Raw genomic sequence first — 26,404 nt, forward strand, 5'->3', positions numbered from 1 at the left:
TTAGACTTAAGACGAAATACTCTACAATTTTGGACTTTTACATTCTCACTAAAGGCATAAAGGACGATAAATGAAAGAAATTATACTTATGACAAATAAATATAACAAAACCGCAAACGCGCAAATGATAGACATTTTGCAAACTCTTGATAAAGAGATACTTTATAAAGATATGGGGCTTTTTGAAAAGTCAATCATCGGCGTTGTCGCGCATTATACTTCCGCAGACGCGAGCTTTTTTGGAGATTATTTTGCAAGATTCTGTGCCACTCCTCCAGAATCTAATGTCAAACATTTTCTCAAAGCACCTTTTGTGCTCAATGATGAATACCTCAATAATCCACAAAAGCTCTTTGAAGCACGCGCTTATATTGATAAATACATCACAGAAGTTGTTGAAAATATCAATGATTATGCAAGCATAAAATCAGTAGCATTTCCTTGGGGTGAAATGAGTAAGCCTGTATATCAATTTATCCTCTCAATCCTAAATCACGCGATTCATCATCGAGGCATGATAGCAGCAGCACTTGATATACTCAAGATAGAAAATGACTTCAATGGACGAATGCTCGTGCTCTAATGAATACAAAAGTATTTTTTGGTATCGTTTTTTGTATCGCTCTGTATTTAATGGGCGTGCTATATTATTCTTTTTTGTATGATATTGTTGTCGCGCTATTGCTTTGTATCGCGACATATTGGATCAAAAATTATTTTGATACATTCATCAAAAATGAGATTCTCACTTCGATTTTGAGTGTTTGTGCGCTCCTTATGATTGTTTTGATTCCACTATATTTTATCATCTATCGAGGCATACTCTCTTTGAGCCATATCAAAGATCAAACTGAAATATGGATACAAACAATCAAACACATGCTTATCACGCTTAATGATTATTTTCCATTTTTGCAAATCCAAGAACTCACCAAAAATCTCTCATTCTCATCAATCGCCTCGTATGCGACAAGTATCGGCACATATATTGGCAAAGGCAGTGTAAATTTCACGCTAGATTTTGGCTTTATTGTGATTTTTTTGTTTGTGTTTTTCTTGTATGGGCGCAGAGGATATGTGTATATCAAAAAACTTCTACCATTTCAAGAACACCAAATCAACCAAATCGCCTTAGATGTGAGCGGGGTTTTGCGGATTGTGTTTTTTTCTACGATTTTAAATGTGCTATTACAAGGGTTTGCGTTTGGGATTGCGGCTCATTTTTTGGGATTAGATGGAATCTTGCTTGGCATATTGTATGGATTCTGCTCGATGATTCCTGTTGTTGGCGGGGTTTTGGTATGGCTTCCTTGTGCGTTTTTTTTATATACCCAATCACACATTATCGGGGCTATTTTCCTTGCTTTATATAGTCTGATTTTTATTGGATTTTTTATTGACAATATCATCAAGCCATTTCTCATTGGTATCGTCAATCGCAAGCTCCTTACAAAGCCATTGCAGATTAATGAATTTATTATATTTTTTGCGATTTTTGCTGGGCTTGGGGCGTTTGGATTCTGGGGGATTGTGATAGGTCCAGCGATCACGGCGTTTTTTATCGTTATGCTTAGAATCTATGAGCGAGACTTTGCTCCCATACACAAACAAAAGTAAAATCTAACTTCATTTAAAATAAACGAAGAGATGAAAGCTAAACAAAGAAAAAATGATAATCTCAAAATTGATAATGACAGGCAGAATATACTATTTGAATTTAAGCACAAGGTATTTATTTTAGATACTCTTTATCAGTATTTTATATTATTTATGGCTTTATTTATTTCATTGGCACCAAGCCAACTGATATAGTTTTATCTTTTTTTATGTTTATGATTACTCTTCCTCTTGTATTTTATTATTGTAGGATTTTATTTTATAACCGCAAGAACAAAGTTTATGTTACAGAACAAGGCATAGGCTTTGAAAAAAGAGTTTGGTTTAAAATTCAAAAAAAAAAATTTTTTAGATTTGGAGAAATTGGCTTAAAAGTTTTTACCTTTGGATTATCAAATCAAAGTGCTGAAATTTTCATCATCTATCCTTTTGCATATAAAGAGCCAAAAAGATTTAATTTTGTGCCAAAGCAGTAAAAAAAGTTGTTATACAAGGATATGTATATAATGGCTTAGAAAAAGAATTTTTTGTTTTTTTTACGCCAAAAGACTAAACAAGCCCTATAAAATATAAGCGATGAAGAATTAAAAAGCAAGATAAAACATTACAATGAAAGGGAGTTATAATGCAAGATTTTACGCTTACCATTCAAATATTGTTTTGACTTTTTTTAATTCACTATATGCAAAATCTCTGTATTTATCATTTTGATTCGCGCTAGATTCCAACATAACTTGTATGCCTTCATCATTTGCGCTTTGCAGTGTAGCTTCAATTTCTGTTTTATCCATAAGTTTGATATGTATTTTTTCGCCGATAGAAAGTCGAAAATGTCGAAGAGTCTTTAAAATCCTCTCAACGCCTGGCGAACTCACTTCAAGCACATACGAATCTAAAGACAGATCTTTTGTATCCAAAAATGGCGAAATATTTTCTGAAACTTTTTCGCACTGATGAAGCGTAGTCGCACCATTATTAGAGATAATGCTTATACGCAAAATATTATGACTATTCTCTTTCACCCAGCTTATATCATATAGCTGACAATCACAAGCTGTGATTATAGATTCTAGATCCGCAAAAACCTCTTCATTTACTGCTGTCTGCATATCCTGCCTTTATAGTTATTTATTCTTTTTGTTTGTGTGTTTTAGTTTTTCTTCATTAAATTTTTCTTCATTGAGTTTTTCTTCATTGATCTGCCGAAAAATCGCCTCTATGCCTTGAGATTTTTCTAAGCTCTCATCGATGACAAACTGCAAATGCGGACATTTAAACCAACCACTATTACTCAATACATATTCACGCAAAATTCCCTCTGCTTTTTTGAGAATCTTAAGTGTCGCAAGCGCGTCTTGATTGTCAATTTGCACAAACACTTTTGCATTATATTTGCCCTTTGAGCATTCCACATCAGTGATACTTACGCTATTTATCCGCTCATCATCTAAATGGCTCAAAGCCTCTATAAGCAATTCCTTAAGCATTGAGCGCATTCTCTCAAGTTTGACTGACATACCTTGTGTCCCTTATTAGATTTTTTGGCTTTTTTGCACTTCTACAAAAGTCTCAAATACATCACCTACTTTAATATCATTAAAGCCATCAAGCATAATACCGCATTCATAGCCCTTACTCACTTCTTTGGCATCATCTTTAAATCGCTTGAGACTTGAGATAAGCCCCGTATAAATCACCACACCATCACGAATCAAGCGAGCTTTAATGCCTCTTTTAATCACCCCATCTGTAACCATACAACCAGCAATCACCCCGACTTTAGAAACTACAAAAGTCTCTCTGACTTCAGCCTGCCCTGTGTTTTCTTCCTCAAGCAATGGCGACATAAGCCCAGAAATCAGTGCTTTTATATCATCAACCAAATCATAAATCACAGAATAAGTTTTTATCTCCACTCCAAGCTCTTTTGCTTTGGATTTGACGATACCTGTCGGGCGCAGTCCAAACCCCAAAATCAAGCAATTAGGGCTTGCCGCTGCCAAAGATACATCACTCTCGCTTATCCCGCCAATCCCAAAACTAATGATATTAATCTCAATTTCTTGATTGTTGAGTTTTAGCACACTTGATTTGATTGCTTCTAAGCTTCCTTGCGTATCTGCTTTGATGATGAGTGGCAAGGTTTTAAGCTGCCCTTTGGCTACCATTTCGCTTAATTCATCAAATGAAACTTTTGTTGATTTGCTTAATTCTTTTTGGCGCAGATAATTCGCTGTTTTTTGGGCTTTTTCTCTTGCGATTGAGTCATTTTGCGCAGCATAAAGAATCGATCCGGCACTTGGCACAGAATCTAACCCAACCACCAAAGCCACGCCAGAAGGTTTTAACTCCTTGATACTTCTACCCATATCATCAGCAAGTGCTCTTATCCTTCCATAAGCTGTCCCCGCATAAATTGGATCTCCGACTTTAAAAACACCTTGTTTGACGATAATTGTCGCAACAGGTCCTCGCCCTTTTTGCACGCTTCCCTCCAAGACAACTGCTTGAGCGTTCGCTTTGGGTGAGGCTTTGAGCTCCATTACTTCTGCTTGAAGCAAAATTGTCTCAAGCAAAACATCTAAACCCTCTCCTGTTTTGGCAGAAATGGGTATAAACTCATACTCTCCACCCCAATCATTTGCCAAAAATCCAAGTTCAGCACATTCAGATTTAAGCTTGTCGATATTAGCATTTTCTTTGTCGATTTTATTCATAGCGATGATAATCTGCACATTTGCGGCTTTTGCGTGATTGAGCGCTTCGATTGTTTGCTGCTTGACTCCATCATCAGCTGCGATTACGATGATTGCAATGTCTGTTACTTGTGCCCCGCGACTTCGCATTTCGCTAAATGCCTCATGTCCGGGAGTATCGATAAAACCTATCATTTTGCCATCTTTTTGGACCATATACGCACCGATATGCTGTGTGATACCACCTGCCTCACCACTTGCTACGCGTGTATCGCGGATTTTATCAAGCAAAGAAGTTTTGCCATGATCGACATGCCCCATAATCGTTACAACAGGCGGTCTTGGCTCATAATCACTCTCATTGATAATCCCTTGTTCGATCTCTTCATCTTGATTTTGGATAGAGACTTCGATATTAAATTCCTCTGCAAGAATCTCGATTGCATCTTTATCCAAAAAGTCATTTTTAGTTACCATTAATCCAAGCCCAAAAAGCACCTTAATCACTTCTGTGAGACTTCTGCCTGAAATATCAGCAAACTCATACACGCGGATTTCTTCTGGGATCACGATAGCACTTTTAGCGACTTTGCTTGGCTCGGCTGTTATTTTTGGCTTCTTGCGCCTTGTCCTACTAATTGATCGATTTTCATTGAGCCATGGATTTTTGCGCTGGATTTGCACCCTATCAGTGAGAATCTGTCGCGCTTCCATTTCTTTTTCTTCATCTCTAATCTCATGCTCATTGAGATCAAAAAGCATAATCTCATCTTGTTCATCATCATAGTCATTATTGCGCGCTTCAAAATTACGTTCAAGAATATCGATTTTTTGCCCGCTGTGTTTTTGGAGCGGAATCTGTTTTTTGGGTTTTTTGACTTTTTTTTGCTGTGGCTCTTCTTGCTCTCGCATCATCTCTTGGATTGAGGGCATATATGTGGTTTTTTTGATTTGTGTGGCTTGGGGTTTGGATTCTGCTTCATCATCATTTGTTTTTTTGATAATGCGAATACCTGTGTTTCTTTGCATAAGATTAGAATCTTTTGATAATGGCTCTTGCAATGATGTGATTTGTGTAGATTCTGTATTGCTTTCTGTTGTGTTATCTTGGAGTTCTTGAGATGATTTTTGGGTGGATTTTTTAGATTTTGGTTGGGTGGATTTTGTTTTTGTGGATTTTTCTTGTGTGTGCTCTATTGCTGTTGTAGCTTCTTTGCTTTCTGCTTCTTTGGCTTTTTTTGTTGTCTTTATGGCTTCTTTTGCCACTTCTTTGGTTTTTTTGGCTTTGGCTGGTTTTTTTTCTTTTGGCTGCGGCATAAGATTTTTGCCCGTTGTTACATATTCATAAATAAACCCCGCTATCTCTGTGCTTACCGTGCTTGTGATGTTTTTGACATCAATGCCCATTTCTTTTGCTTTTTCCAAAACCTCTTTTGGATTTTTTGCTGCATCTTCTGCAATCTCTACAATCTTTACTTTATCCATATTTTTGCAATCTCCTGAATCTCTTTTATACTTTGCTGCCTTTTTTCCAAACCCCGAAATCTCGATAGACTCCTATATAATATCCGCTCGTCTTGTAAGCACTCCTTACAAAAATAAAAACTTCTCCCACTTCCTTCAAATGCGCTGATTTTGCCATCGCTATGTCTAAGACGCAATAATTCTTGTTGTAATAATTTCTGACGACAGCCAATACACATTCGAATAGATTTAGAAGAAAAATACATGGCTTTCCCATTTCATTAATCATTAAATCCGACATTTTAGCATTAAAATCAAAAAAATATTTATAAAATTATCTCTTTTTCATCACTTTATTGCATAGCAATATAATACTGGCATTGCTGACATAATGGCTCAATAGCTAAATTGTGCTTAAAACCTTCTCTGATACGCACAGCCCTTGGAGATGAAAGGATAGATTCTAGATTCTGGGTTTTGATATTGCCAAGGTTGATTATCCCCATAGCATCAATACAGCAAGGCACGACAATGCCATTACTCAAAATCCCGATTTGCTCGCTTATGCCATAGCATTTTTTGTGTATTTTATGATTGTTTTTGGGGTCGCTAGAGCCATTGGAATTATCGGAATTATTAGAATCACTAGAATCAATAGACAAAGTCCATTCAAAATGCCTTTTAACAACCAAAAATGCTCTTTCCCAAAGGCGGATTCTGCCTTGTTGCCTAAGCTCTGCCATAAGATCTGTAATATTAGATTCTGCAATGCAAAAGGCTGAAAAAATATCTTGTAATTGACGCTCTTGCTGCAATATCCCGCTATCTTGGATTCTAAGATTTAAAAAACACAACGGATTTGCCCTATGATACAAAGCAAAATCTACAACCCGCTGTAAATAATTTGTATGATAATTATTGCGATCAAACCCCGCTTCAAGCGATATGGAAATCTGCTTGATAGGCTTTGAGATAAGCGTGTGGTAATGATGTTTATGCAAATACATTCCGCTTGTAACAAGATCAATGTGCGCGCCTTTGGCTTTGGCGATTGATAAATATTGACTAAGATTTTCTAGCTTGCAAGGATCGCCCAAAATATGCAAAGCAATGTTTTTGCAGATTTTTATCGCCTCATTTATGCAGTGCTCAAATAATTGCAAATCCATAATGCCACGTTTTGATTTTGGAGCTGGGCAAAACTGACAAGAAAGCGCGCAAATATCGCTTAATTCTATATAGATTTTTTTCATTTGTAATGATTATTTTGTGGATTTATCGATATGATAGCCTAGAGTTTTAAGCGTTTTTATATCATTGAGCCAGTCTTTATTGACAACGACATCGATTTTTAAAAACACTCTCTCTTGCAATAGCTCCTCGATTTTTTGCCTTGCTTGCATACTAATGCGTTTGATTGTCTGCCCATTTTTGCCGATAGTGATGATTTTTTGTGAATGTTTGCGGACATAGAGTTTGGCAAAGATTTCATTTATATTTTGCTTGTGTATAAAGCTACTTATCAGCACATCACTTTCATAAGGAATCTCATCGCTAAGATTTTCAAACACACTTTGGCGGATCATCTCTTTTGTGATTTCTCGCATGGTGTGTGTCGTGAGATCATCTTCATCAAATAACGCATTTGAATGCGGTAGATTCTCACTCACAGAATCCAAAAGCTGTGTAATGTTGAGATTTTTTTTGGTGCTAAGTGGGATAAGAGCCAAAAAACGCTCTGCGTAAGGTTGATATTTGCTTATTTCTACTGCCAAATCTTTATGTGTGATTGTATCGATTTTGCTTAATACCAAAATATGCTTTTTGGGATAGAGATTTAAAAATTCCTCATAATATTTCAAGCTATCACCAACTGCGCTCAAAAACACGCACACATCGCAATCACTCATTGCTTTTAATGCAGAATCTAGCATAAATTGATTTAAGAGCTTTTCTTTTTTGTGGATTCCGGGCGTATCGACAAAAATAATCTGACATTGCTCGTGGTGTTTGTATGTATGTGAGATGATAAAGTTCATCGTTTTTCTTGTGGCATTTGCTTTGTGAGACACAAGTGCTAGATTCTCGCCTATAATAGTATTCAGAAGTGTGGATTTTCCAGAATTTGGTCTTCCGACAACCGCTACAAACCCAGCCCTACTTATCATACATAATCCTCACACATAATCCTATAATCCCCAAATGGTGATCTTAACTAAAATCTACAAAATATAGCGCGACAAATCAGTATTGCCTACGAGATTTTCTAGCTTTTGGCAAATCATTTTTTTGTCAATGGTGATTTTTTGATTGGCATATTGATCTGCATTGAAACTCACATCTTCAAGCACCCTCTCCAAAATCGTATGCAATCGCCTTGCGCCTATGTCTTCTGTTTTTTGATTTGCCATATACGCAAAATGCGCTAATGTCCTTATCGCTTCATCATCAAATTCTAAATCCACTTGCTCTGTTTTGAGTAGTTGCTGATATTGGGTGATGAGGCTTGAGCGCGTTTGGGTGAGAATCTTATACATCGCGTCCTCATCAAGCCCATCAAGCTCCACTCGAATCGGAAACCGCCCTTGAAGCTCAGGGATCAAATCGCTTGGCTTACTTAGATGGAACGCCCCAGCAGCGACAAACAGAATATAATCCGTATTGATTGGTCCATATTTTGTCGAAACACTACTGCCCTCTATGATTGGCAATAAATCTCTTTGCACGCCCTCTTTGCTTGGATCAGTCCGAGAATCTTTTGTGCTTGTAGCAACTTTGTCGATTTCATCGATAAAAATCACGCCACTAGATTCTGCTTTTTTGAGTCCTTCGATTTTGATATTTTCCATATCAAGCACAGATTCTGCGGCTTCTTGATAAAGCATTTCTTTTGCCTCTTTGACACTGATGTTTTTTTTGATTCTGTCATCTTTATTAAGCACCCTAATGATAGATTCTTGCACCTTTATCATATCAGGCGAGAGTCCATTATCTAGGGCTTCAAATTTTTTCACCACCTCAATATCAATCCTTAAATCATCAACCTGCCCTTTTTTGACTTTTTCGCGCATTTTGGCAAAGCTTTGATCGTATTCTTTTTTCTTTTCTTCATTCACGCTTGAAGGCAAAGGCGGAATCAAGCGAGCTGTGATCCTATCAAGGATATAGTCTGCAATCTGTGTGCTATGTTTTTGTTTGTGCTCAGATTCTACAAGTGCGATACTTGCATTCACCAAATCACGAACCATAGATTCTACATCTCTGCCGACAAATCCGACTTCTGTATATTTGCTCGCCTCGACTTTGATAAAAGGCAGTCCCATAATCTTTGCCATTCGTCTTGCTATTTCAGTTTTGCCAACTCCTGTTGAGCCGATCATCAAGATATTTTTTGGCGTGATTTCCTCTTGGATTTCTTTTGGAAGTTGCATTCTCCTATATCGATTCCGCAACGCAATTGCAATGGCTTTTTTGGCGTCATTTTGCCCGATGATATACCCATCTAAATATTCCACGATTTTTTGTGGGGTCATATTTAATCTATCCATTCTAAGCCTCCTTCTTTGCTTTAAATTACTCAAACTTCGTGTATTTTCTTAATTATTTTGTATTATTTTAAGTTTTGGCGTGTGTGCATTTAGTCTTATGTGCCAACTTCTAGAATCTTGATATTTGTATTAGTATAAATGCAAATATTTCCAGCAATTTCTAATGATTTTTGCACTATTTCTTTAGGGTGTAATGTGCTATTTTGATCTAATGCTCTAGCTGCAGCTAAGGCATAATTTCCACCACTTCCAATGGCTGCTATTTTGCCATCTTCTGGCTCAAGCACATCGCCTGTGCCACTCAAAATAAAAATCTTATCAGTATTAAGCACAATCATCATTGCTTCAAGTTTGCGCAAATATTTATCACTGCGCCACATTTTTGCAAACTCCAAAACAGAGCGCAATAAATCGCCCTTTTTGCCCTCCAGAATCCGCTCAAACATATCAAACAAACTGAACGCATCAGCCGTGCTTCCTGCAAATCCGCTTAGAATCTGTCCATTATAAAGCGTGCGGATTTTGGTTGCATTGGCTTTTATCACGCAATTTCCCAAAGTTACTTGCCCATCTCCGCCGATAATAGCTACCTTTTTCCCGTCAATCTCGCCCTTGTATCCAAGTATCGTTGTCGCTTCAAACATATTTTCTCACTCCACTACAACGCGGATTTTTAGATTTGCATGAATGCCATTGCCAAGCTTCACTTCGACAGCAAAATCTCCTGCGCTTTTGATAGGGGTTTTTATATCGATTTCTTTTTTGTCTATGCTTAAGCGATATGTTTTTTCTAGCTCACAGGCTATTTCATCTTTGGTGATTGAGCCAAAAAGTGTGCCATTATTGCCTTTTTTGTATAAAACAACCTCTATATCTTCCAAACTTTTTGCAAGCTGTTTGCGCTCTGCCATTTCAAGAGCATTGATTTGGGCGATTTTGGCTTGCTCTGCTTTGTAGCGATTGATGACTTCATGTGTGGCGTGTTTGGCTTTGTTTTTGGCGATCAAAAAATTTTGTCCATAGCCATCTTTGACCTCGCAAATATCTCCCTTTTTTCCTAGACCTTTTATGTCTTCGAGCAACAATATTTTCATCTATTTTCCTTTTGGTATAATTTGAAAATTTTATCAAAAAAGAGTAAGTATGAATACAAGTTGGTATGCCAAATCCAAATCACCCACGCAAGCTCATATCTTACATTTTATGGATATATCAATAGAGCTCAAACCCTCTAAATCCAAACATCTTAGAATCTCAATAACGCCCACATATACCAATCACCACCTCGCACCAAAAATCACCCTCTCACATCACTTCCAAACGCCCTCACACAAGCTTATGGATTTTTTGCATTTACATAAGCAATGGATTCTCTCAACCCATCAAAAATTTCTCCACCAAACACAGCACATCAACACAATCTTACAATCGCACAAAAATCAAATCCTCCTCTTTGGGCAATGGCAAGAAGCACCCACAAAAAGCGCACTCAAAATAACACTTATGCACTACATCACACATCAAGCGCGATTTTTCGCACAGCAAATGCGTCTCACATTTTCAAAACTTGCCATACGAGAATCTACCACTCGCTTTGGAAGCTGCACGCAAGATAGATTGAGCTTTTCTTTGATGCTTGTTTTTGCGCCAAAAGAATGTATTGATTATGTGATAATCCACGAGCTTGCGCACATTAGGCATAAAAATCACTCTGCTGTGTTTTGGAATGAAGTTAAAACCTACTGCCATAATTACCGCTACTTGCGCGCTTCTCTCAAAAAAGACGCTCTGCTGTATAGAGGTTTGCTTGAAGGTTTGAAAATATAGATTCTGCTTTGCATGGAATCTAAAAGTAGATTCTTATGGATTGCCACGCAAAATTTGAAAATTTTGCTCGCAATGACGGCGGGTTTGTCATTGCGAGGCGCAAAGCTGAAGCAATCTAGTCAAAAATGGATAAAAGAAAATGCGATGTCTTATGTGATTGTGTATTGACTGGATTCTTCGCTATCGCTTAAGACATGACAACAAAAACGACAAATTCTAGTAGATTCTATGCAATCATCTGCCTTAGTAGCAGAATCTATTACCTTATTTATTTTCTTTTTTGGCTGTAAATTTATCAAGCAAGCTTTTGCCTACTTCGCTTTGTGCTAAGCCTTCAAGCATCGCGCCTAGCTGTGTGCCACCTTTTGCAGAGAAAAACTCGCTCACACTATTTAAACCATCATTCACATTGCCATTATTAGCATTAGCGATGATTTTGATATCGGCTTTATCAAGCGCTTTTGCCTGCTCAATACCTATGGCTTGAGAGGCTTCGATTTGGCGGATTGAGATGAGGTAGCTTTGGTAGCCTTGATTTTCGCCTATTTCTTGCGCAAGTGAAATCTGGGCTTCAATAGGCGCCATTTGCATGAGCTTTTCGCTTTACGCTCTTGCGGCACCTTCTAGCTCGATACCTTTACTTTCTTTACTTTTCATCTCTAGCAATGCTTCTGCCTCGCGCTTTTTAGATTCTAGCAATGCTTCAGCTTTCAAAATGTCTTTTTGTTTGTCTCCTTCAGCATTTATGATAGCAGTTTGTTTGACTTCTTCAGCTTTTACGACATTGACATCTTTGGTGATTTCTGCGCGCTTGACATCAGCGACTTTGATGACTTCCATTTCTTTTTCTTTGGTGACTTTTTCTTGCTCTTTGACAAGCTGTGCGGCTTTTTGCGCGGAGATATCGACTTCTCTTTGAGATTCTACTGTCTTTAGTCCCACGACTTGTTTTGCGATTTGCTCTTGGATCTGCGTGGCTTGCTCGGCGTTGATTTCAGCGATTTCAGCATTTTTGATATTTTCTGCCACTTCGACACGACTTTGCATTTCAATGAGAGATTTTTTCTTTTCCATGATATTGCGGATTACATTAGAATCTTGACTATCCCTTATATCCATCAGCTCCAAATTTTTTACCGTTTCAACGCCCCAGCTTGCGAGCTGTTCGCGCACTTCTTTGGTAAAGCTATCGCCAAAAGTGCTTCTTGAGTGCATAATATCTTCAATCTCATGGGAAGAAAGTATCGTCCTAACCGAACCTTGAATAATCGCGCGCAACTGCTCGATAAGCTCACTAAAGCTACTCACTCTTTGCGCTGCGACATTAGAATCTTTAATGCGGAAAAAAGCCGTAATATCCACGATAAAAGGCACCCTGCCTTTATCATAGGCTTCATAGCCATTGAGATTTATATCAAAAACGCTCACAGGTAAGACTATCTTTGTTACACCTATGATAGGAAGTCAAGAGGGCCACTCATAGTAAGTATTGCCATTTCCGGTGTCTTTGCCAAAAGAGGTGGTGTTTTTGGCAGATTGGATAATATGCACCTCATTTGTAGCCACTACACGCCTAAAAAGCATAGCCGTAATAATAACAACCAGCACAACCAAAACAATCACTGCGACAAAAATAAGAGCTATCATAATAACATCCTTTATCAAAAATCAAGTAGAATCCACCAAACAAAATCCACGCTAAACCCCTATGATGTGGGATTTGCTATATAGAATCTCATTTAAAAATCCTAAGATTTAAAGAAACAAAAGTATAATGCAAAAATCTATAAAAAAACTTAAAAATGCCAAAATGCTTCACTCAACCTTTCATCACAAATCATCGCAAACATTACAAAATAAATCACATGCCAAATACCATAGAAACACTTTGCGTTTAATGTATGGATTTAGATTCTATGAGCTTAGATTCTGCAAGCTTAAAATCTATAAATTTAGATTATGTGATTAGATTCTAGTTTGAGCTTATAAGTTAAATTTGCACTTAGCATTTGTAATATTCTCTATACCAGCGCACAAAATGAGCAATGCCCGTGCTTATCGATGTGCTAGGCTGATAAAAAAGATCATTCTGCAAATCACTCACATCAGCAAATGTCGCGAGCACATCACCTTCTTGCAATGGCAAAAAGTTTTTCTTGGCTTTTTTACCGATATTGTTTTCAATCTCTGCAATAAAATCCATAAGCTTCACAGGCGCGCTATTGCCGATATTGTAGATTTTATAAGGTGCGCTAGAGCTACTAGAATCTGCTTTGTGTGTATCCCATTTAGGATTTGGCTTTGGGACATTATCTATCACGCGCACAACGCCCTCCACAATATCATCTATATAAGTAAAATCCCGTGCCATATTGCCTTCATTAAATACATCAATACTTTTGTTTTCCAATATATTTTTGGTAAATTGAAATAACGCCATATCAGGTCGCCCCCAAGGTCCATAAACGGTAAAAAATCGCAAACCAGTTGTAGGAAGATGAAACAAATGCGAATAAGTGTGTGCCATAAGTTCATTACTCTTTTTGCTAGTAGCATAAAGGCTTATGGGGTGATCTGCGCTTTTGTGCGTGCTAAATGGCATATCTTGATTGAGCCCATACACAGATGAGCTTGAAGCATACACGAGATGTTTGACATTATTGTGGCGACAAGATTCTAAGATATTCAAAAAGCCAATAATATTGCTATCAATATAAGCGCGAGGAGATTTAAGAGAATAGCGCACACCAGCTTGTGCTGCGAGATTGCAAACTACATCAAATTCTTGTGTCTTAAACAAATATGCTAGATTCTGCGTGTCTTCAAGTTGAAGCTTGATAAATTTATAATTAGGATATATATTGCTTTGTAAAAGTTTATTATAGCTAATAGATTCTTGTATTTGCCCCCCCCCCCGACAATTTAGCCCACTTAGCTTATGCAATCTAGCATATTTTAAACGTACATCATAATAATCATTTATACTATCAAGTCCTATAACCTCATCACCTCGATGTGCCAAATACCGCGCAACAAAAGAACCAATAAATCCAGCTGCTCCTGTAACTAAGATTTTCACCAGCAATCCTTATCAAAATTTAAGCATACACTTGCACTAAAATTAGGCAAAAGTATAATGCAAAAACTCTATAATCCAACTTAAAACCAAATTTAACCATTATTCTAATTTCCATAGATTCTAAATCCTAGCTTTTAAGCGATTCTGCGGGGGCTTGTTTTTCGCTTCGTCAATGAACCATGAGTTTTATTTCTTTGAAGTTCTATTTCCTTGCTTTAAAACATAGACATAATTACCATCATCTTTGAGACTATAACTCTCATCAAGGCTATAAAACACGCCATCTCGTATTTTCCATTGTTGCTTAGCATCATTAATCACACAAGGACTCAAATACACATAATCCTTATCGCCTTTATAAATTGCAATTGAATTTGGTGCGGTGATACACACCCACATATTGTTGATGTAATACGCCAAACGATTTAAAATATCATATCTCGCACTCTTTGCCTCACTCAAAGAGCAATTCAAAAGCCCGATATACGAGCCATATGGCGTGCCTACTGAAAACTGCGGAATGTAGCACACTTTTTTATTACCCCCGATATGCACAGCAATCGGACTATCTTTTGGCATATCTGGCGGAATCTGTGGTCAAGCTTCATCTAGCGATGTGAAATTTTCACTAGCCATACAAAAATGCAGCAATACAATACACACTACAAGACAAAATTTATACATTTTTACTCCTTTGATTGATTAGAAAGCTTTTAGATTCTATGCACTCTTAAGTAAGATCCCATAGAACCAACATCAATCCGAGTTGCCATAAACCAAAATCACTGCACTCTTTTGGCTTATCAGTCAAAACATACTCTTAAATGTATAAACAGAATCTAACGCATAATGATTTTTGCAAAAATTAAATATATATTGCGACTGGCGCAAAAATATGAATATGTATTTTTAGGTATTTATAGATATTGCAGTAAGCTTAAAGCACAAAAACAAGGCAGAATCTACATAAAAACAACCCAAAAACACGTACAATAAAGCAAAGAAAAAATGTGTAATTTTGAATAGCTTGGCTTTAATTTGTGCTTTTTTATAGCTCTCATTATGCTCCCCTTTTTCACTCCATATATTTATCTTATTTTCATCTCACTTCTATCTCACCTCCCCAAAGCAAACTCAACTGCTTCTTTGGCGTGGATTGCACCTGTATCAAAAAATCGCAACCCCTCTTCCACATTATCAAACAATAATGGCAACTCCGTGCAAGCTAGTGCAACATTGTTGCATTTTTGTTTTTTGATGATCCGAAGAAGCATTTGCCTTGAGCTTTCTTGGATTTGACCCACGCAAAGTTCTTTAAAAATAATCGCATTAATGTATTCTATATCCTCATTGCTTGGCACTTGCACTTTTATGTGGTATTCATTCAAAATTGCTTTATAAAAATCATCTTTCATCGTATATCGTGTGCCAAGCAAAAGCACTTCATCAACCTGCTCTTTTTGCAACGCACAAGCAAGGCTTTTGGCGATATGGATAAATGGAATGCTAATTTCCTTATCGATAAGCGGAATGATTTTGTGCATGGTATTTGTAGCAATCACAATACATTGCGCCCCGCCTCGCTCCAAATCTTTGGCTTTTGTCATCAAAACATCAGCGGATTTTTTCCATTGATTTTTGCTTTGGTATTCTGCGATTTCGGCAAAATCAAGGCTTGAGAGCAGAATCTGTGCTGAATGCAAGCCACCAAGCCTCACGCGGATTTCTTCATTGATGAGTTTATAATACAATGTGGTGCTTTCCCAGCTCATACCACCTAAGATTCCAATAATTTTCATATTTCCTCCTTGTGTTGTGATAGATATTTATCCTAAACCATAAAATTAAACTATTATTCACAAAATCTTCATAAATTAACCTATATACTTTCTCAATCAAAAAGTAAAAATAGCAAAAAACATAAGCACAGAACAAAAAACAAAACAAGACAAAGCACAGAGGTAATGAAAAATCAAGCAAAATATAATAAGGCGATAAAGAATAAAGAAAAAGGATAGTGCCAAAAGACAAATGCAAATTAAAAAGCTGAAAAGTTGCAAGTGCAGGCAAAGTGCGGTATTTTTTCTCAATTTAATTAAGAGGCTTAAGTGTATGAAGCCTCTTTAATGTATAGCAAATTATTTTGCAACTTATGACGCTAGATTTGAAATGATTTTATAGATATTCTGATGATTTTTAACGCTTGACTACTCTTTGACAAGTCGAAAGCCCACATTTGCGTAAGTCTTGCTTGCTTCTCTGCCCTCTTCTCTATTTTCTGTCCTACATTCTGTGCGCTTAGAATCCCACGCTCCACCTTTTACTGCTTTATAATCGCCTACATTTCCTCTTACTTGTCTTGATGTAGAAGTCCATTCCCACACATTACCCAACACATTGATCGCACCAGAGGTTGAAAGCACATTATCACGAGCATTTACAGGCTCCACTCCCTTGCCCTCACCAGCATTAAAATCTGCGTCCTTTGGCATATGCCCTGCGGCTTGCTCCCAGCACTCCTTAAAGACATGACAAAGTGGATTCTCTTTTGCTTCGTCCTATCGTCCTCGCAATGACAAACTCGCCCCCTCAATTGCGAGCAAAATTGAAAAATTTGCGTGGCAATCCATAGAATCTACTTTTAGATTCTAGATTCTATGCAAACACAAAAGAGTGTAAAGAAATCCTCTATTTTTAGGCAGATTTTGGGGTTGTGTAGAAATTTTTAGACAAGCAAAAACACAAAAAAGTGTAACATAGAAGTTCATCACAGGCTAAAAATTTCAAACTCCCTGAAATATGGCTTCTCAAGCAAAACCCTAAAGTTGCATAGCAAAAAAGAGAGGATTTAGATTTTAGATTCTATATAAAATAGAATCTAAAATCTTTAAAGCAACTTCCCATAACACCTTATATAAATAACTTTAACCAAAGTTGCCAAAAGCATATACAACACCACGCAAGGAATAAGATACCAAAAAAACCAACTTGGCAAAGCAACAAACCCAAGCGCATTAGCAAGCTGTGTAAATGGTATGATTGTAAGTGCGATAATCCCTGAAAGTGTAAAAAACATCACAGGAGCCGAAGCACTGCTTTGCACAAAAGGAATTTTTGATGTGCGAAGCATATGGATAATAAGCATTTGCGACCACATAGATTCTATAAACCAGCCCGCTTGAAACATCGCCTCATAGTTTAGCTGCATTGTAGCAAGCATATCTCCTGCAAAGACATTTACCAAATCATTATACAAAACCCCACCGCTAACAAACATCGGACAGCACACAAAATACATAAAAACATAAGTGCTCCAATCAAACACAGAACTCACAGGTCCAAACCAAAGCATAAAGCTACTTACAGATTTGCTATCCCAATTTTGCGGGGTTTTGAGAATCTCTTTATCGACATTATCCCAAGGAAGCGACATACAAGAAATATCATAAATCAAATTTAAAATAAGCAAATGCAATGGCATCATCGGAATAAAAGGCAAAAATACCGAAGCCGCAAGCACAGAGAACATATTTCCAAAATTAGAAGACGCTGTCATTTTGATGTATTTAATCATATTTGCATAGGTTTTGCGCCCCTCGATTATGCCTTCTTCTAGCACCATAAGATCTTTTTCAAGCAAAATAATATCTGCACTTTCTTTGGCAATATCCACCGCAGAATCTACTGAGATTCCAACATCAGCGATTTTTAGTGCGGGAACGTCATTTATACCATCGCCCATAAATCCCACAGAATGCCCCAAATCCTGCAATACTTTCACAATCCGAACTTTTTGATCTGGAGAGAGTTTGGCAAATACTTCAGTCTGTATAGCACAAACTGCAAGCTCTTCATCACTCATTTGCTCAATTTGATGTCCTAAGAGGATTTTATCGCCATTGATTCCGACTTGAAGCCCTACTTGCTTGCAAATATTTTGCGCGACTTTTGGGTTATCACCTGTAAGCACTTTTGCCATCACTCCATGATCTCTTAGTGCAGTGATGGCAAGTTTGGCACTTGATTTGGGTGGATCAAGAAATGCAAGATAGCCAAGTAGCACCATATCGCATTCATCTTTTACCCCAAAAGCCCCAACTTGAGATGGGTTATTTTTTTGTGCCAATGCGATAACACGGAATCCATCTTTATTTAGATCATCAACAACTTGTAAAATCTCTTGTTTAAGCTCATTGCTCAATGGCTCTAGTTTTGAGTCATACTCCACAAAAGAGCAAATACTAAGCATTTCCTCAACTGCGCCTTTTGTAATCATTTGCGTTTTGCCTGATGTATCTTGCACTACCACAGAAAGCCTGCGCCTTACAAAATCAAATGGCATTTCATCTATTTTTGTATAGTTTTGAGATAAGTCTATAATTTTTGGATTTGCAAGCTCTAGCTCTTCTGTTTTGTTGATGATAGCAATATCCATAAGGTTTTTGTAGCCTGTTTGAAAATAGCTATTCAAATACGCATGACGCAAGATTCTGTCATCTTCTTTGCCATGCACATTGATATGGTATTCAAGCACGACTTCATCTTGAGTGATTGTGCCTGTTTTGTCTGTGCAAAGGATATTTATCGCGCCAAAGCTTTGGATTGCGTTGAGATTTTTGACAATGGTTTTTTTCTTTGACATAATCACCGCGCCCTTTGCCAAACAAGTGCTTACAATCATAGGTAACATCTCTGGTGTCAATCCCACTGCAATTGAGATTCCAAACAATAACGCCTCAAGCCAATCACCCTTTGTGAAGCCATTGACAAAAAACACAATAGGCACCATAATAAGCATAAATCGTATAAGCACCCATGAGACCTTATTGACGCCTTTTGTGAAATTTGTCTCTGGAGCTTGGCTAGCAACTTCAGAGGCGACACTTCCAAATAAGGTGCTATCGCCTGTGGCTAATACAAGCGCGCTTCCCTGCCCACTTAGCACATTTGACCCCATAAAAGCAAGATTAGTCCTATCAGTGATAGAATCTATCTTATCCAAAGGCTTGGCTATTTTTTCGATAGGTTCGCTCTCACCTGTGAGAGAGGATTGATTGATGAAGAGATCTTTTGCTTCTAAGATTCTCACATCAGCTGGAATCATATCTCCCGCACTCAAAGTAACAATATCACCGACAACGACCTTATCCAATGGAATCTCTTTTTTCTTTTCTTCATTATGTTTGTTTTTGCGTATGACAGAACAAGTTGTTGTAATCATTGAGAGCAATAATTCAGCCGCAGCTCCTGATCGGCTCTCTTGCACAAAACGCAATATCCCAGACAAAAACACCATAGCACAAATAATCACCACAGCCTGAATGCTCACTTCATCAGCCCTGCCACAAGATAGAGGCAAAATAATATCCATAAAGCAAGAAACCCCAGCTAATACAAGCAAAATAAGCGTAAATGGATTGATAAAAGCTTTGAAAAGTTGCGTGCCAAGTGATTGTTTTTTTTGGTGGGTAACGACATTATCACCATATATTTCTCGGCTCGCATATATTGAGCTTTTATTCAGTCCTGTTTTGGACGCATGGATTAAGCCATTTGAAGATTTATTGAGATATTCAAAAATATTTTCTGCGGTATGCATTGAGGCAAATTCTAGAATTTTGAAGGTTTTTTTATTGATTTTTTGAGGGTTTTTGATTTTTTTTGTAGTCATAATAAACTCCTTATGTATTGTTAATTATTCATTTCGGACACCTTTTATCTGTAAGATTTTCTGCTGATACATAGACATAACCTCCTTAAGTGTTAAGTTTGTTTCAAGTATTAAAAAACTTGATATTTTAACATTTAATCTATAAAGCAGAATCTAAATTAATAATTTTTGAGAATCTTTGTATAGAATCTAATCAGAGAGCAAAATAAAGCGACAACAAGCAGTGCAAAAATAAACGCGCACCAAAATCAAAGTCAAATAAAACCAAACATCAAGAGTTTGTTTTTTCTAAAATCACCCCACATTCGATATGTTCTGTATGCGGAAATTGATTAAACACCGCAAAATGCAAGATTTTATGCGAAAGCCCTAGAATCTCAAGATCTTTTTTGAGGCTTAGAGGATTGCAAGAGATATAAATAATATATTGAAAAGAGGCTATAAATTGAAGCATTTTGTGATCTTTAATCCCGCTTCGTGGCGGATCGATAAGAATATGCGAGAATCTAAATCGCCCTAAATCAATCCCCCTAAGCCGAAAAAACTCCCGCTCAAAGCATAATGCCTGTATCGTCTCCTCTCCGCTTAGCCTTGTGTGTGTGATGTTTTTGATATTGTTTGCAAATATGTTTTTTTGTATGATGAGCGCGCAACTTTTCACAATCTCTGTGGCAAACACCTGCCTAAAATCACACGCCAAAGCGATACTAAAATTACCATCTCCACAATACATCTCAAGCAAATCCACTCTATGATGGGTAATGATATGCGATTTGACAAACTCAATCATTTTTGGATTGGTATAGGCATTTGGCTGAGAAAACCTCCCCTCCTGACGAAAATAAATATACGATTTGCCTTGTATGTATATCTCATCAAGTAAAGTATCTTGAGTGAGAATGACTTTTTGCTTTCTACTCCTCCCGATAATATGGGCTTGATTTTTGATTTGATTAAACTGATTTGCAAGCTGATTTGTAGGTTGATTATAGTGGTGGTTTTGCATATCTTCATTGATTTTAGCACAAGCTGCAAGCGCGCTTTCTCTCCATTGCGTATCAAGCGTTTTGTGATAGATAAGTGTAATCATCACCCCACCATTTAAAGTGCCTAAAACCTCGATTGCATAAAGTTTAGATTCTAGAATCTGATTATTATCATTAAGGATTTCAAGCAAGCTTTGCAAGGCGATTTGTATCGCAGGAAGCAAAATCGGACAATGCGTAATTTTGACTCTTTTATTTTCTCCAAACGCACTCATCGCTAAAAAAATTTGCATTTTTTGGGTTTGTGGCATTTGTGGCGCATTCTGTGCTTGTGTGGCTCTTTGCGATGTTTGGGCTTGATATGTATCGCAAGATTCTTGTTTTTGTTGTTCTTGTTGCTTTTTTTGCCCTTCTTGCTCTTGTTTTTGTTGTTCTTGGTTTGCTACTTGTTGTTGCTTTGATTGGTTTTTTTGATTTTCATACTTCTCTGTGTGGATTCTAAACTCCGCGCGCGTGCGATAGCCCACATCTGGTGAGTCAAAAATCTCCAAAGAATCCAACCCAAAAAGTGATTGTATGAAGTTAGATTTATGATTCATTTCATCTTTTATGTTTGCTTTTGAAGTGCAACCACCGCAGATTCCGATCATTTTACAAAACATTTTTATCCTTTGTTATATTTCAAATTTGATTTTTGGATTCTTAGAATCTAAAAATCAAAAAGTGGATTGCCACGCAGTTTTACAACTGCTCGCAATGACAAATTAAAATCTAGAATCTAATTTCCAGAGAATCTAAATCCTCTCTTTTTTGCTATGCGCTCATTGGGCTTTGCTTGAGAAGCCATATTTTAGGGAGTTTGAAATTTTTAGCCTGCGATGAACGCTTATGTTACATTTTTTGTGTTTTTGCTTGCCTAAAAATTTCTACACAACCCTAAAATCTGCTTAAAAATAGAGGATTTCTTTACACTTTTTTTGTGTTTGCATAGATTCTAAATTCCAAATTATCTCACAAATAAACTTTATTACAAATAATAAGATTTCTTACAGAATCTAACTCATAAAAGTTTATACTATATCTATAAAGTTTATACATATTTATCAATTCAATGCTATAATTGCCAAAATTTTTATAAAGGATAACCTATGAGTAGCAAAAAACATACTTTTCAAACCGAAATCAAACAACTTTTGGATTTAATGATCCATTCGTTGTATTCTAATAAAGAGATTTTCTTGCGAGAGCTTATAAGCAACGCATCTGACGCGCTTGATAAGCTAAATTACCTCACCATTAGTGATGACAATTACAAAAACATCACCTTCAATCCACGCATTGATATTTCATTTGATGAGAAAAAATCCATTCTGCGTATTAGTGATTCTGGGCTTGGAATGGACGAGCAAGACCTTATCCAAAATCTAGGGACAATCGCAAAATCTGGCACAAAAAGCTTTCTCAACGCACTTAGTGGCGATGCCAAAAAAGATTCTGCATTAATCGGGCAGTTTGGCGTTGGATTCTATTCAGCATTTATGGTCGCCCAAAAAATAGTCGTAACCACCAAAAAAGCAGGGCTTGACAAAGCATACAGCTGGATAAGCGATGGAAGTGGCGAATACGAAATAACACCCTGCAAAAAAGACTCTTTTGGGACAGAGATTACACTTTTTTTAAAAGATGATGACAAAAAATTCGCAAATCGCTGGGAGATAGAATCTATCATCAAAAAATACTCCGAACACATCGCATTTCCTATATTTTTGAGCTATGAAGAAACAAAATTTGAGGGTGAAGGCGAAAACAAAAAAGAGATAAAAGAGCAAAAATGCGAGCAGCTCAACACCGCAAAAGCAATCTGGAAAACCCCAAAAAATGAGCTCAAAGACGAGGATTATAAAGAATTTTACAAAAGCTTCGCTCACGATAATAGCGAGCCTTTAAGCTGGATTCACACAAAAGTCGAGGGGACTTTAGAATACAGCACATTATTTTTTATTCCAAGCGTCGCACCATTTGATTTGTATCGTGTGGATTATCAATCCGGCGTCAAACTCTATGTCAAACGCGTATTTATCACTGATGATGACAAAGAATTGCTTCCGCAGTATTTGCGATTTGTGCGAGGGGTGATTGATAGCGAGGATTTGCCACTGAATGTGAGTCGCGAGATCTTGCAGCAAAACAAGATTCTAGCCAATATCAAATCCGCCTCAACAAAAAAGATTCTAGCTGAAATCGCCACTCTTTCCAAAGATAAGCAAAAATACGACACTTTCTATACGCAATTTGGCAAAGTGCTAAAAGAAGGGCTTTATGCGGACTTTGAAAACAAAGATAAGATTCTAGATCTTTTGCGGTTTGATACCCAAACCAAAGAGAATCTAAGCCTCAAAGACTATAAAGATTCTATGCCAAAAGATCAAAAAAGTATCTATTATCTCATCGGCGAAAACAAAGACTTACTCAAAGCAAGCCCGATTTTAGAAAAATACGCCAAAAAGGGCTTTGAAGTGATTTTGCTAAGCGATGAGATTGATGGATTTGTGATGCCAAATGTGGGCGAATTTGACAAAACCCCGCTCAAAGACGCCACAGGATCTGAAGCACTCAAAGAGCTTGGCGAAACAAAGATCGATGAAAAAGTCAAAAAAGAATTCCAACCCATAATCGACAGCTTCAAAGAGGCATTAGGCGATGAGATAAAAGATGTCGAGCTTAGCGATGATCTGACTTCTCCTATCGCGCTTGTGGGAGAAGAGCAAAACGCGATGATGGCAAACCTTATGCGTCAAATGGGACAAGAGCCACCAAAAGCCAAAAAAACAATCCAAATCAACATCTCTCATGAGATTTTCAAAAAACTCCAAAAAGCAGATTCTGCCAAAGTCAAAGAGATAGCCCATGTTTTGTTTGATTGTGCGAATCTACTAGAATCTGGAAATATGCAAAACGCAAAAGATTTTAGCACCCGACTCAATGCAATCATCATCGAAGCACTTTGATAGATTCTACAAAATAAACTCAAGATAATGGCAAGCAATAAATAACTTGCCATTCTAAAGGGTGCGTAAAGCACGACTAAAGAATCCATAATCCAAACTAGAATCTATTTTAGATTCTAGATTTTCTTCACACTTTTTTGTATTTGCATAGAATCTAATTTTTGTCGTCATTACTTAAGCATTAGCGTGCAATCCAAGATTTACAGAATCTATTTTAGATTCTGTGTTTTTGGATTCTTCACTTGTTTCACTCACTTAAATGAGCTTACTTTTGACTATCACTTAGAATGACAAGCAAAACTTAATGTGATGAAGTAGATTGGGCAGTTGATGTGGGCGATTCTTGTGATTCTTGTGATTCTTGTGATTCTTGTGATTCTTGTGTAGAATCTGTCGCAGAATCTATTGTAGGCGTTTGGAGTTGTGCTGAATCTTGTGTATCAAGGCTTTGAGTAGAAGTGTTGCTAGAGCCACTAGTAGCAGGAGTGGTAGCAGAAGCAGAAAAAGTTATAGGCTCTTTGAGTGTGATTTTTTTGATAAGCTTTGCATTTCTAAAAATCATATACCCGATGATAAGATTGCGCTTATAATCAACGATTTCAACCACATCTGCATCTTGTGGAATCCCCTCTAATGCGCTATTTTGCGATGTGCTTGCTTGGGCTATTTGGATTGGGCTTGCAAGCAATACCAAACATTGACATATCAATATAACTACTCTCATTTTATGTATCCTTCCGCTTTTATTTCCACTCTCATTATTGACTTATTAAATGTAGAATTTAATGCAAAATCTCAAACTAAAAGTATATAATACAAATTTTTAAATACACCAGAATTTAAAGGAGATTTTATGCATTATATCAAAACAGCAAACGCCCCAGAAGCTATCGCAAATGCTTGGGTTATGGATTTTGCTGGAGTTTTATCGCCTAACGCTACAAAAGATACAAACAAGCGAAATTTTGCTAGAATTGTGGCTTTTACAATTTTTAGGAATCTTAAAATGAAATATTTATTCATTATTGCTATGGTGTTTATATTAAGCGCAAGTGGTTTAGTAGCAAAACCAAGCAACACCATTACAAAATTAGACACCAAAACCACAGAGCTTTTTGACATTCACACAGCACAACTCCACGCAAATAACACGATTTATGCCATTACCATAAGCAAAATTAAATCGCCCAAAACGCAACCAAAAAAATATAGAATCTTCTATATGCTTGATGGCAACGGACATTTGCCAATAGCCCTAAACGCGCTTGCTAAGGAGTATTGCAAGAAAGACTTTTTATGCGATGAACTCGATTATGTGCTTCTTGTTGGCATAGGCTATGGTGAAAAATATGCCAAGATAGCATTTCCACCATTAAGAACGAGGGATTACACGCCAAGTATTCCAAAAGAGTTGCTCGATTCTATGGATAATAAGCAAAACTTCCTTAATGGCGGTGGAGCGCAAAATTTCTTAGAATCTTTCGTGCAAACAATTATCCCATTTGTAAAATCACATATAACACAATCAAATTTGGAGTTAAGCAAAGAGTGTGGCATTTTTGGGCATAGCTTTGGTGGGCTTTTTGTGCTTTATGCCTTGAGTAACGCTACAAACGATTTTAATCATTTTTATGCCATTTCGCCATCGCTTTGGTGGGGAAATGGCGAATTTATAGGGCAAAATAGAGCGATTGATTTTGCGGATATTGAGGGAGATTCTATAACTTTATGGATTATGCAAGATACGCCAAAAAATCCACAAACTCAAACGATTAACAAAGAAAATCCGCGTGGCAAGGCAAAAATTAACACTAAAGAATTAGCAACTCTCATACAATCACAAAGCAATATAACACCACACTACAAAGCATTTCAAGGATATACGCACGGCTCTGTCGTTGTGCCCGCGTTTTTAGAAGCGATTAGGGATTTTGCTAAATAAATATGCTTAATAATCCAAAATAGTAGTGTGATTTGACGCAAAATAAAGTGTGTTCTTATGACGCATTTTTAATTTTGATACACTCACTATAAGCCTGTAAGTTTGGCGTAAAGCCGTTTCCATAGGGGGAGTTTTTTAGAGTTGTATTGTAATAAAAGGGCTAAAATTGCTTTGCGCCGAAACATAATCGCTGTGTTTATGGGGCTTAATGTTTCGCCAAAACCATTAGGATTCGCTCCAGATTCTAAAAGTAGCTTTGCCACTTCAGCGTAACCTTTGAAGCAAACGCCAGCTAGTGGCGTATGCCCCCTATCATTTGGCACATCAACATTTGCACCAAAATCTAGCAAAAGTTTCACGCACGAAATCGCGCTATGATAGCTTGCTAACATTAAGAGTGTATCGCCCTTGTGATTGGCAAGGTTTGGATTTAGCCCATTTTCAAGCATAATTTTTAAGCTATCCGCGTCATTGTTTCGCGCAAAATCAAAAGACATTTTGACAAATTCCTCCATTTTGGCGTATTCTTGCGGGGTTAAATTTTTCACACTTGACATAGGGCATCC

Annotated in this window: 25 protein-coding genes; 6 read left to right on the top strand and 19 right to left on the bottom strand. The window is 37.2% G+C overall.

What is annotated here, in order from left to right:
• Window positions 1-70: 70 nt before the first annotated feature.
• Both DY109_RS10055 and DY109_RS10060 read left to right on the top strand, forming a co-directional pair.
• A complete protein-coding gene (locus DY109_RS10055; RefSeq protein ID WP_023947881.1) occupies window positions 71-583 on the top strand; it encodes a DinB family protein in 513 nt (170 codons plus the stop codon).
• The gene (locus DY109_RS10060; RefSeq protein WP_023947883.1) at window positions 583-1,617 is read left to right on the top strand and encodes an AI-2E family transporter; all 1,035 of its coding nucleotides are present in this window, start codon (window positions 583-585) and stop codon (window positions 1,615-1,617) included. The genes DY109_RS10055 and DY109_RS10060 overlap by 1 nt, the downstream gene beginning before the upstream one ends.
• Before the next feature lie 641 nt (window positions 1,618-2,258).
• Here DY109_RS10060 and rimP read toward each other — a convergent pair.
• The 8 genes from rimP to rplI form a co-directional block, all read right to left on the bottom strand.
• On the bottom strand, window positions 2,259-2,726 hold the full coding sequence (gene rimP / locus DY109_RS10070) for a ribosome maturation factor RimP (protein ID WP_023947887.1): 468 nt from the start codon (window positions 2,724-2,726) through the stop codon (window positions 2,259-2,261).
• Between the two features lie 15 nt (window positions 2,727-2,741).
• The gene (gene rbfA, locus DY109_RS10075) at window positions 2,742-3,134 is read right to left on the bottom strand and encodes a 30S ribosome-binding factor RbfA (protein ID WP_023947889.1); all 393 of its coding nucleotides are present in this window, start codon (window positions 3,132-3,134) and stop codon (window positions 2,742-2,744) included.
• Window positions 3,135-3,149: 15 nt separating this feature from the next.
• Complete coding sequence (infB, locus tag DY109_RS10080) at window positions 3,150-5,798, bottom strand: translation initiation factor IF-2 (RefSeq protein WP_115737860.1); 2,649 nt, start codon at window positions 5,796-5,798, stop codon at window positions 3,150-3,152.
• A gap of 332 nt (window positions 5,799-6,130) precedes the next feature.
• The gene (locus DY109_RS10090) at window positions 6,131-7,030 is read right to left on the bottom strand and encodes a radical SAM/SPASM domain-containing protein (protein ID WP_023947897.1); all 900 of its coding nucleotides are present in this window, start codon (window positions 7,028-7,030) and stop codon (window positions 6,131-6,133) included.
• A gap of 9 nt (window positions 7,031-7,039) precedes the next feature.
• Window positions 7,040-7,945: a GTPase Era gene (gene era, locus DY109_RS10095; protein ID WP_023947899.1), complete on the bottom strand. Its 906-nt coding sequence runs from the start codon at window positions 7,943-7,945 to the stop codon at window positions 7,040-7,042.
• Window positions 7,946-7,999: 54 nt separating this feature from the next.
• Complete coding sequence (gene hslU / locus DY109_RS10100) at window positions 8,000-9,325, bottom strand: ATP-dependent protease ATPase subunit HslU (RefSeq protein WP_023947901.1); 1,326 nt, start codon at window positions 9,323-9,325, stop codon at window positions 8,000-8,002.
• Window positions 9,326-9,420: 95 nt separating this feature from the next.
• Entirely contained in the window at window positions 9,421-9,969 is a 549-nt protein-coding gene (gene hslV / locus DY109_RS10105) for an ATP-dependent protease subunit HslV (RefSeq protein ID WP_023947903.1), read from the bottom strand.
• A gap of 6 nt (window positions 9,970-9,975) precedes the next feature.
• The gene (gene rplI / locus DY109_RS10110; RefSeq protein ID WP_023947904.1) at window positions 9,976-10,419 is read right to left on the bottom strand and encodes a 50S ribosomal protein L9; all 444 of its coding nucleotides are present in this window, start codon (window positions 10,417-10,419) and stop codon (window positions 9,976-9,978) included.
• A 49-nt stretch (window positions 10,420-10,468) separates the two neighbouring features.
• Between rplI and DY109_RS10115 the strand changes: the two genes are divergently transcribed.
• Window positions 10,469-11,152 (top strand): M48 family metallopeptidase, encoded by a 684-nt coding sequence (locus DY109_RS10115; RefSeq protein WP_023947905.1) that lies wholly within the window; start codon window positions 10,469-10,471, stop codon window positions 11,150-11,152.
• A 264-nt stretch (window positions 11,153-11,416) separates the two neighbouring features.
• On the opposite strand, the gene DY109_RS12150 is transcribed toward DY109_RS10115, so the two are convergent.
• The 3 genes from DY109_RS12150 to DY109_RS12160 are packed head-to-tail and all read right to left on the bottom strand — an operon-like array spanning window position 11,417 to window position 12,799.
• Window positions 11,417-11,737, bottom strand: coding sequence for a hypothetical protein (locus DY109_RS12150; RefSeq protein ID WP_235148548.1), 321 nt, complete (start codon window positions 11,735-11,737; stop codon window positions 11,417-11,419).
• A gap of 18 nt (window positions 11,738-11,755) precedes the next feature.
• Window positions 11,756-12,580, bottom strand: coding sequence for an SPFH domain-containing protein (locus tag DY109_RS12155; protein ID WP_023947908.1), 825 nt, complete (start codon window positions 12,578-12,580; stop codon window positions 11,756-11,758).
• Window positions 12,581-12,616: 36 nt separating this feature from the next.
• Window positions 12,617-12,799 carry a hypothetical protein gene (locus tag DY109_RS12160; protein WP_023947909.1) on the bottom strand — a complete coding sequence of 61 codons (183 nt, stop codon included), beginning with the start codon at window positions 12,797-12,799 and terminating at the stop codon, window positions 12,617-12,619.
• 127 nt (window positions 12,800-12,926) lie between these two features.
• On the opposite strand from DY109_RS12160, the gene DY109_RS10125 reads away from it, so the two are divergent.
• Complete coding sequence (locus tag DY109_RS10125) at window positions 12,927-13,121, top strand: hypothetical protein (protein ID WP_023947910.1); 195 nt, start codon at window positions 12,927-12,929, stop codon at window positions 13,119-13,121.
• A 33-nt stretch (window positions 13,122-13,154) separates the two neighbouring features.
• Here DY109_RS10125 and DY109_RS10130 read toward each other — a convergent pair whose 3' ends face one another.
• The 6 genes from DY109_RS10130 to DY109_RS10155 all read right to left on the bottom strand — a co-directional run bounded on the left by DY109_RS10130 (window position 13,155) and on the right by DY109_RS10155 (window position 21,550).
• Window positions 13,155-14,231, bottom strand: a complete 1,077-nt coding sequence (locus tag DY109_RS10130) for an NAD-dependent epimerase (RefSeq protein ID WP_115737861.1) — start codon at window positions 14,229-14,231, stop codon at window positions 13,155-13,157.
• Between the two features lie 186 nt (window positions 14,232-14,417).
• Window positions 14,418-14,822, bottom strand: a complete 405-nt coding sequence (locus DY109_RS10135) for a DUF1561 family protein (protein ID WP_288546752.1) — start codon at window positions 14,820-14,822, stop codon at window positions 14,418-14,420.
• 524 nt (window positions 14,823-15,346) lie between these two features.
• Window positions 15,347-16,030 carry an aspartate/glutamate racemase family protein gene (locus DY109_RS10140; protein WP_023947917.1) on the bottom strand — a complete coding sequence of 228 codons (684 nt, stop codon included), beginning with the start codon at window positions 16,028-16,030 and terminating at the stop codon, window positions 15,347-15,349.
• 408 nt (window positions 16,031-16,438) lie between these two features.
• Window positions 16,439-16,723 carry an SUMF1/EgtB/PvdO family nonheme iron enzyme gene (locus tag DY109_RS10145; protein WP_023947919.1) on the bottom strand — a complete coding sequence of 95 codons (285 nt, stop codon included), beginning with the start codon at window positions 16,721-16,723 and terminating at the stop codon, window positions 16,439-16,441.
• Window positions 16,724-17,118: 395 nt separating this feature from the next.
• Window positions 17,119-19,902 carry a magnesium-translocating P-type ATPase gene (gene mgtA / locus DY109_RS10150; protein WP_023947923.1) on the bottom strand — a complete coding sequence of 928 codons (2,784 nt, stop codon included), beginning with the start codon at window positions 19,900-19,902 and terminating at the stop codon, window positions 17,119-17,121.
• A 271-nt stretch (window positions 19,903-20,173) separates the two neighbouring features.
• Window positions 20,174-21,550, bottom strand: coding sequence for a tRNA (uridine(54)-C5)-methyltransferase TrmA (locus DY109_RS10155; RefSeq protein ID WP_051404629.1), 1,377 nt, complete (start codon window positions 21,548-21,550; stop codon window positions 20,174-20,176).
• A 486-nt stretch (window positions 21,551-22,036) separates the two neighbouring features.
• Here DY109_RS10155 and htpG point away from each other — a divergent pair, with 486 nt between their 5' ends.
• Complete coding sequence (htpG, locus tag DY109_RS10160; protein ID WP_023947929.1) at window positions 22,037-23,896, top strand: molecular chaperone HtpG; 1,860 nt, start codon at window positions 22,037-22,039, stop codon at window positions 23,894-23,896.
• Window positions 23,897-24,197: 301 nt separating this feature from the next.
• Here the strand turns inward: htpG and DY109_RS10165 are convergent, their stop codons facing one another.
• Window positions 24,198-24,620 carry a hypothetical protein gene (locus DY109_RS10165; protein ID WP_115737862.1) on the bottom strand — a complete coding sequence of 141 codons (423 nt, stop codon included), beginning with the start codon at window positions 24,618-24,620 and terminating at the stop codon, window positions 24,198-24,200.
• A gap of 129 nt (window positions 24,621-24,749) precedes the next feature.
• Here DY109_RS10165 and DY109_RS10170 point away from each other — a divergent pair, with 129 nt between their 5' ends.
• Window positions 24,750-25,838, top strand: coding sequence for an alpha/beta hydrolase (locus DY109_RS10170; RefSeq protein WP_115737863.1), 1,089 nt, complete (start codon window positions 24,750-24,752; stop codon window positions 25,836-25,838).
• Window positions 25,839-25,924: 86 nt separating this feature from the next.
• Here DY109_RS10170 and DY109_RS10175 read toward each other — a convergent pair whose 3' ends face one another.
• Complete coding sequence (locus DY109_RS10175) at window positions 25,925-26,386, bottom strand: ankyrin repeat domain-containing protein (RefSeq protein ID WP_409365454.1); 462 nt, start codon at window positions 26,384-26,386, stop codon at window positions 25,925-25,927.
• Window positions 26,387-26,404 lie beyond the last annotated feature (18 nt).

Origin of the sequence: Helicobacter fennelliae, from assembly GCF_900451005.1 — a bacterium.
Taxonomy (GTDB): domain Bacteria; phylum Campylobacterota; class Campylobacteria; order Campylobacterales; family Helicobacteraceae; genus Helicobacter_B; species Helicobacter_B fennelliae.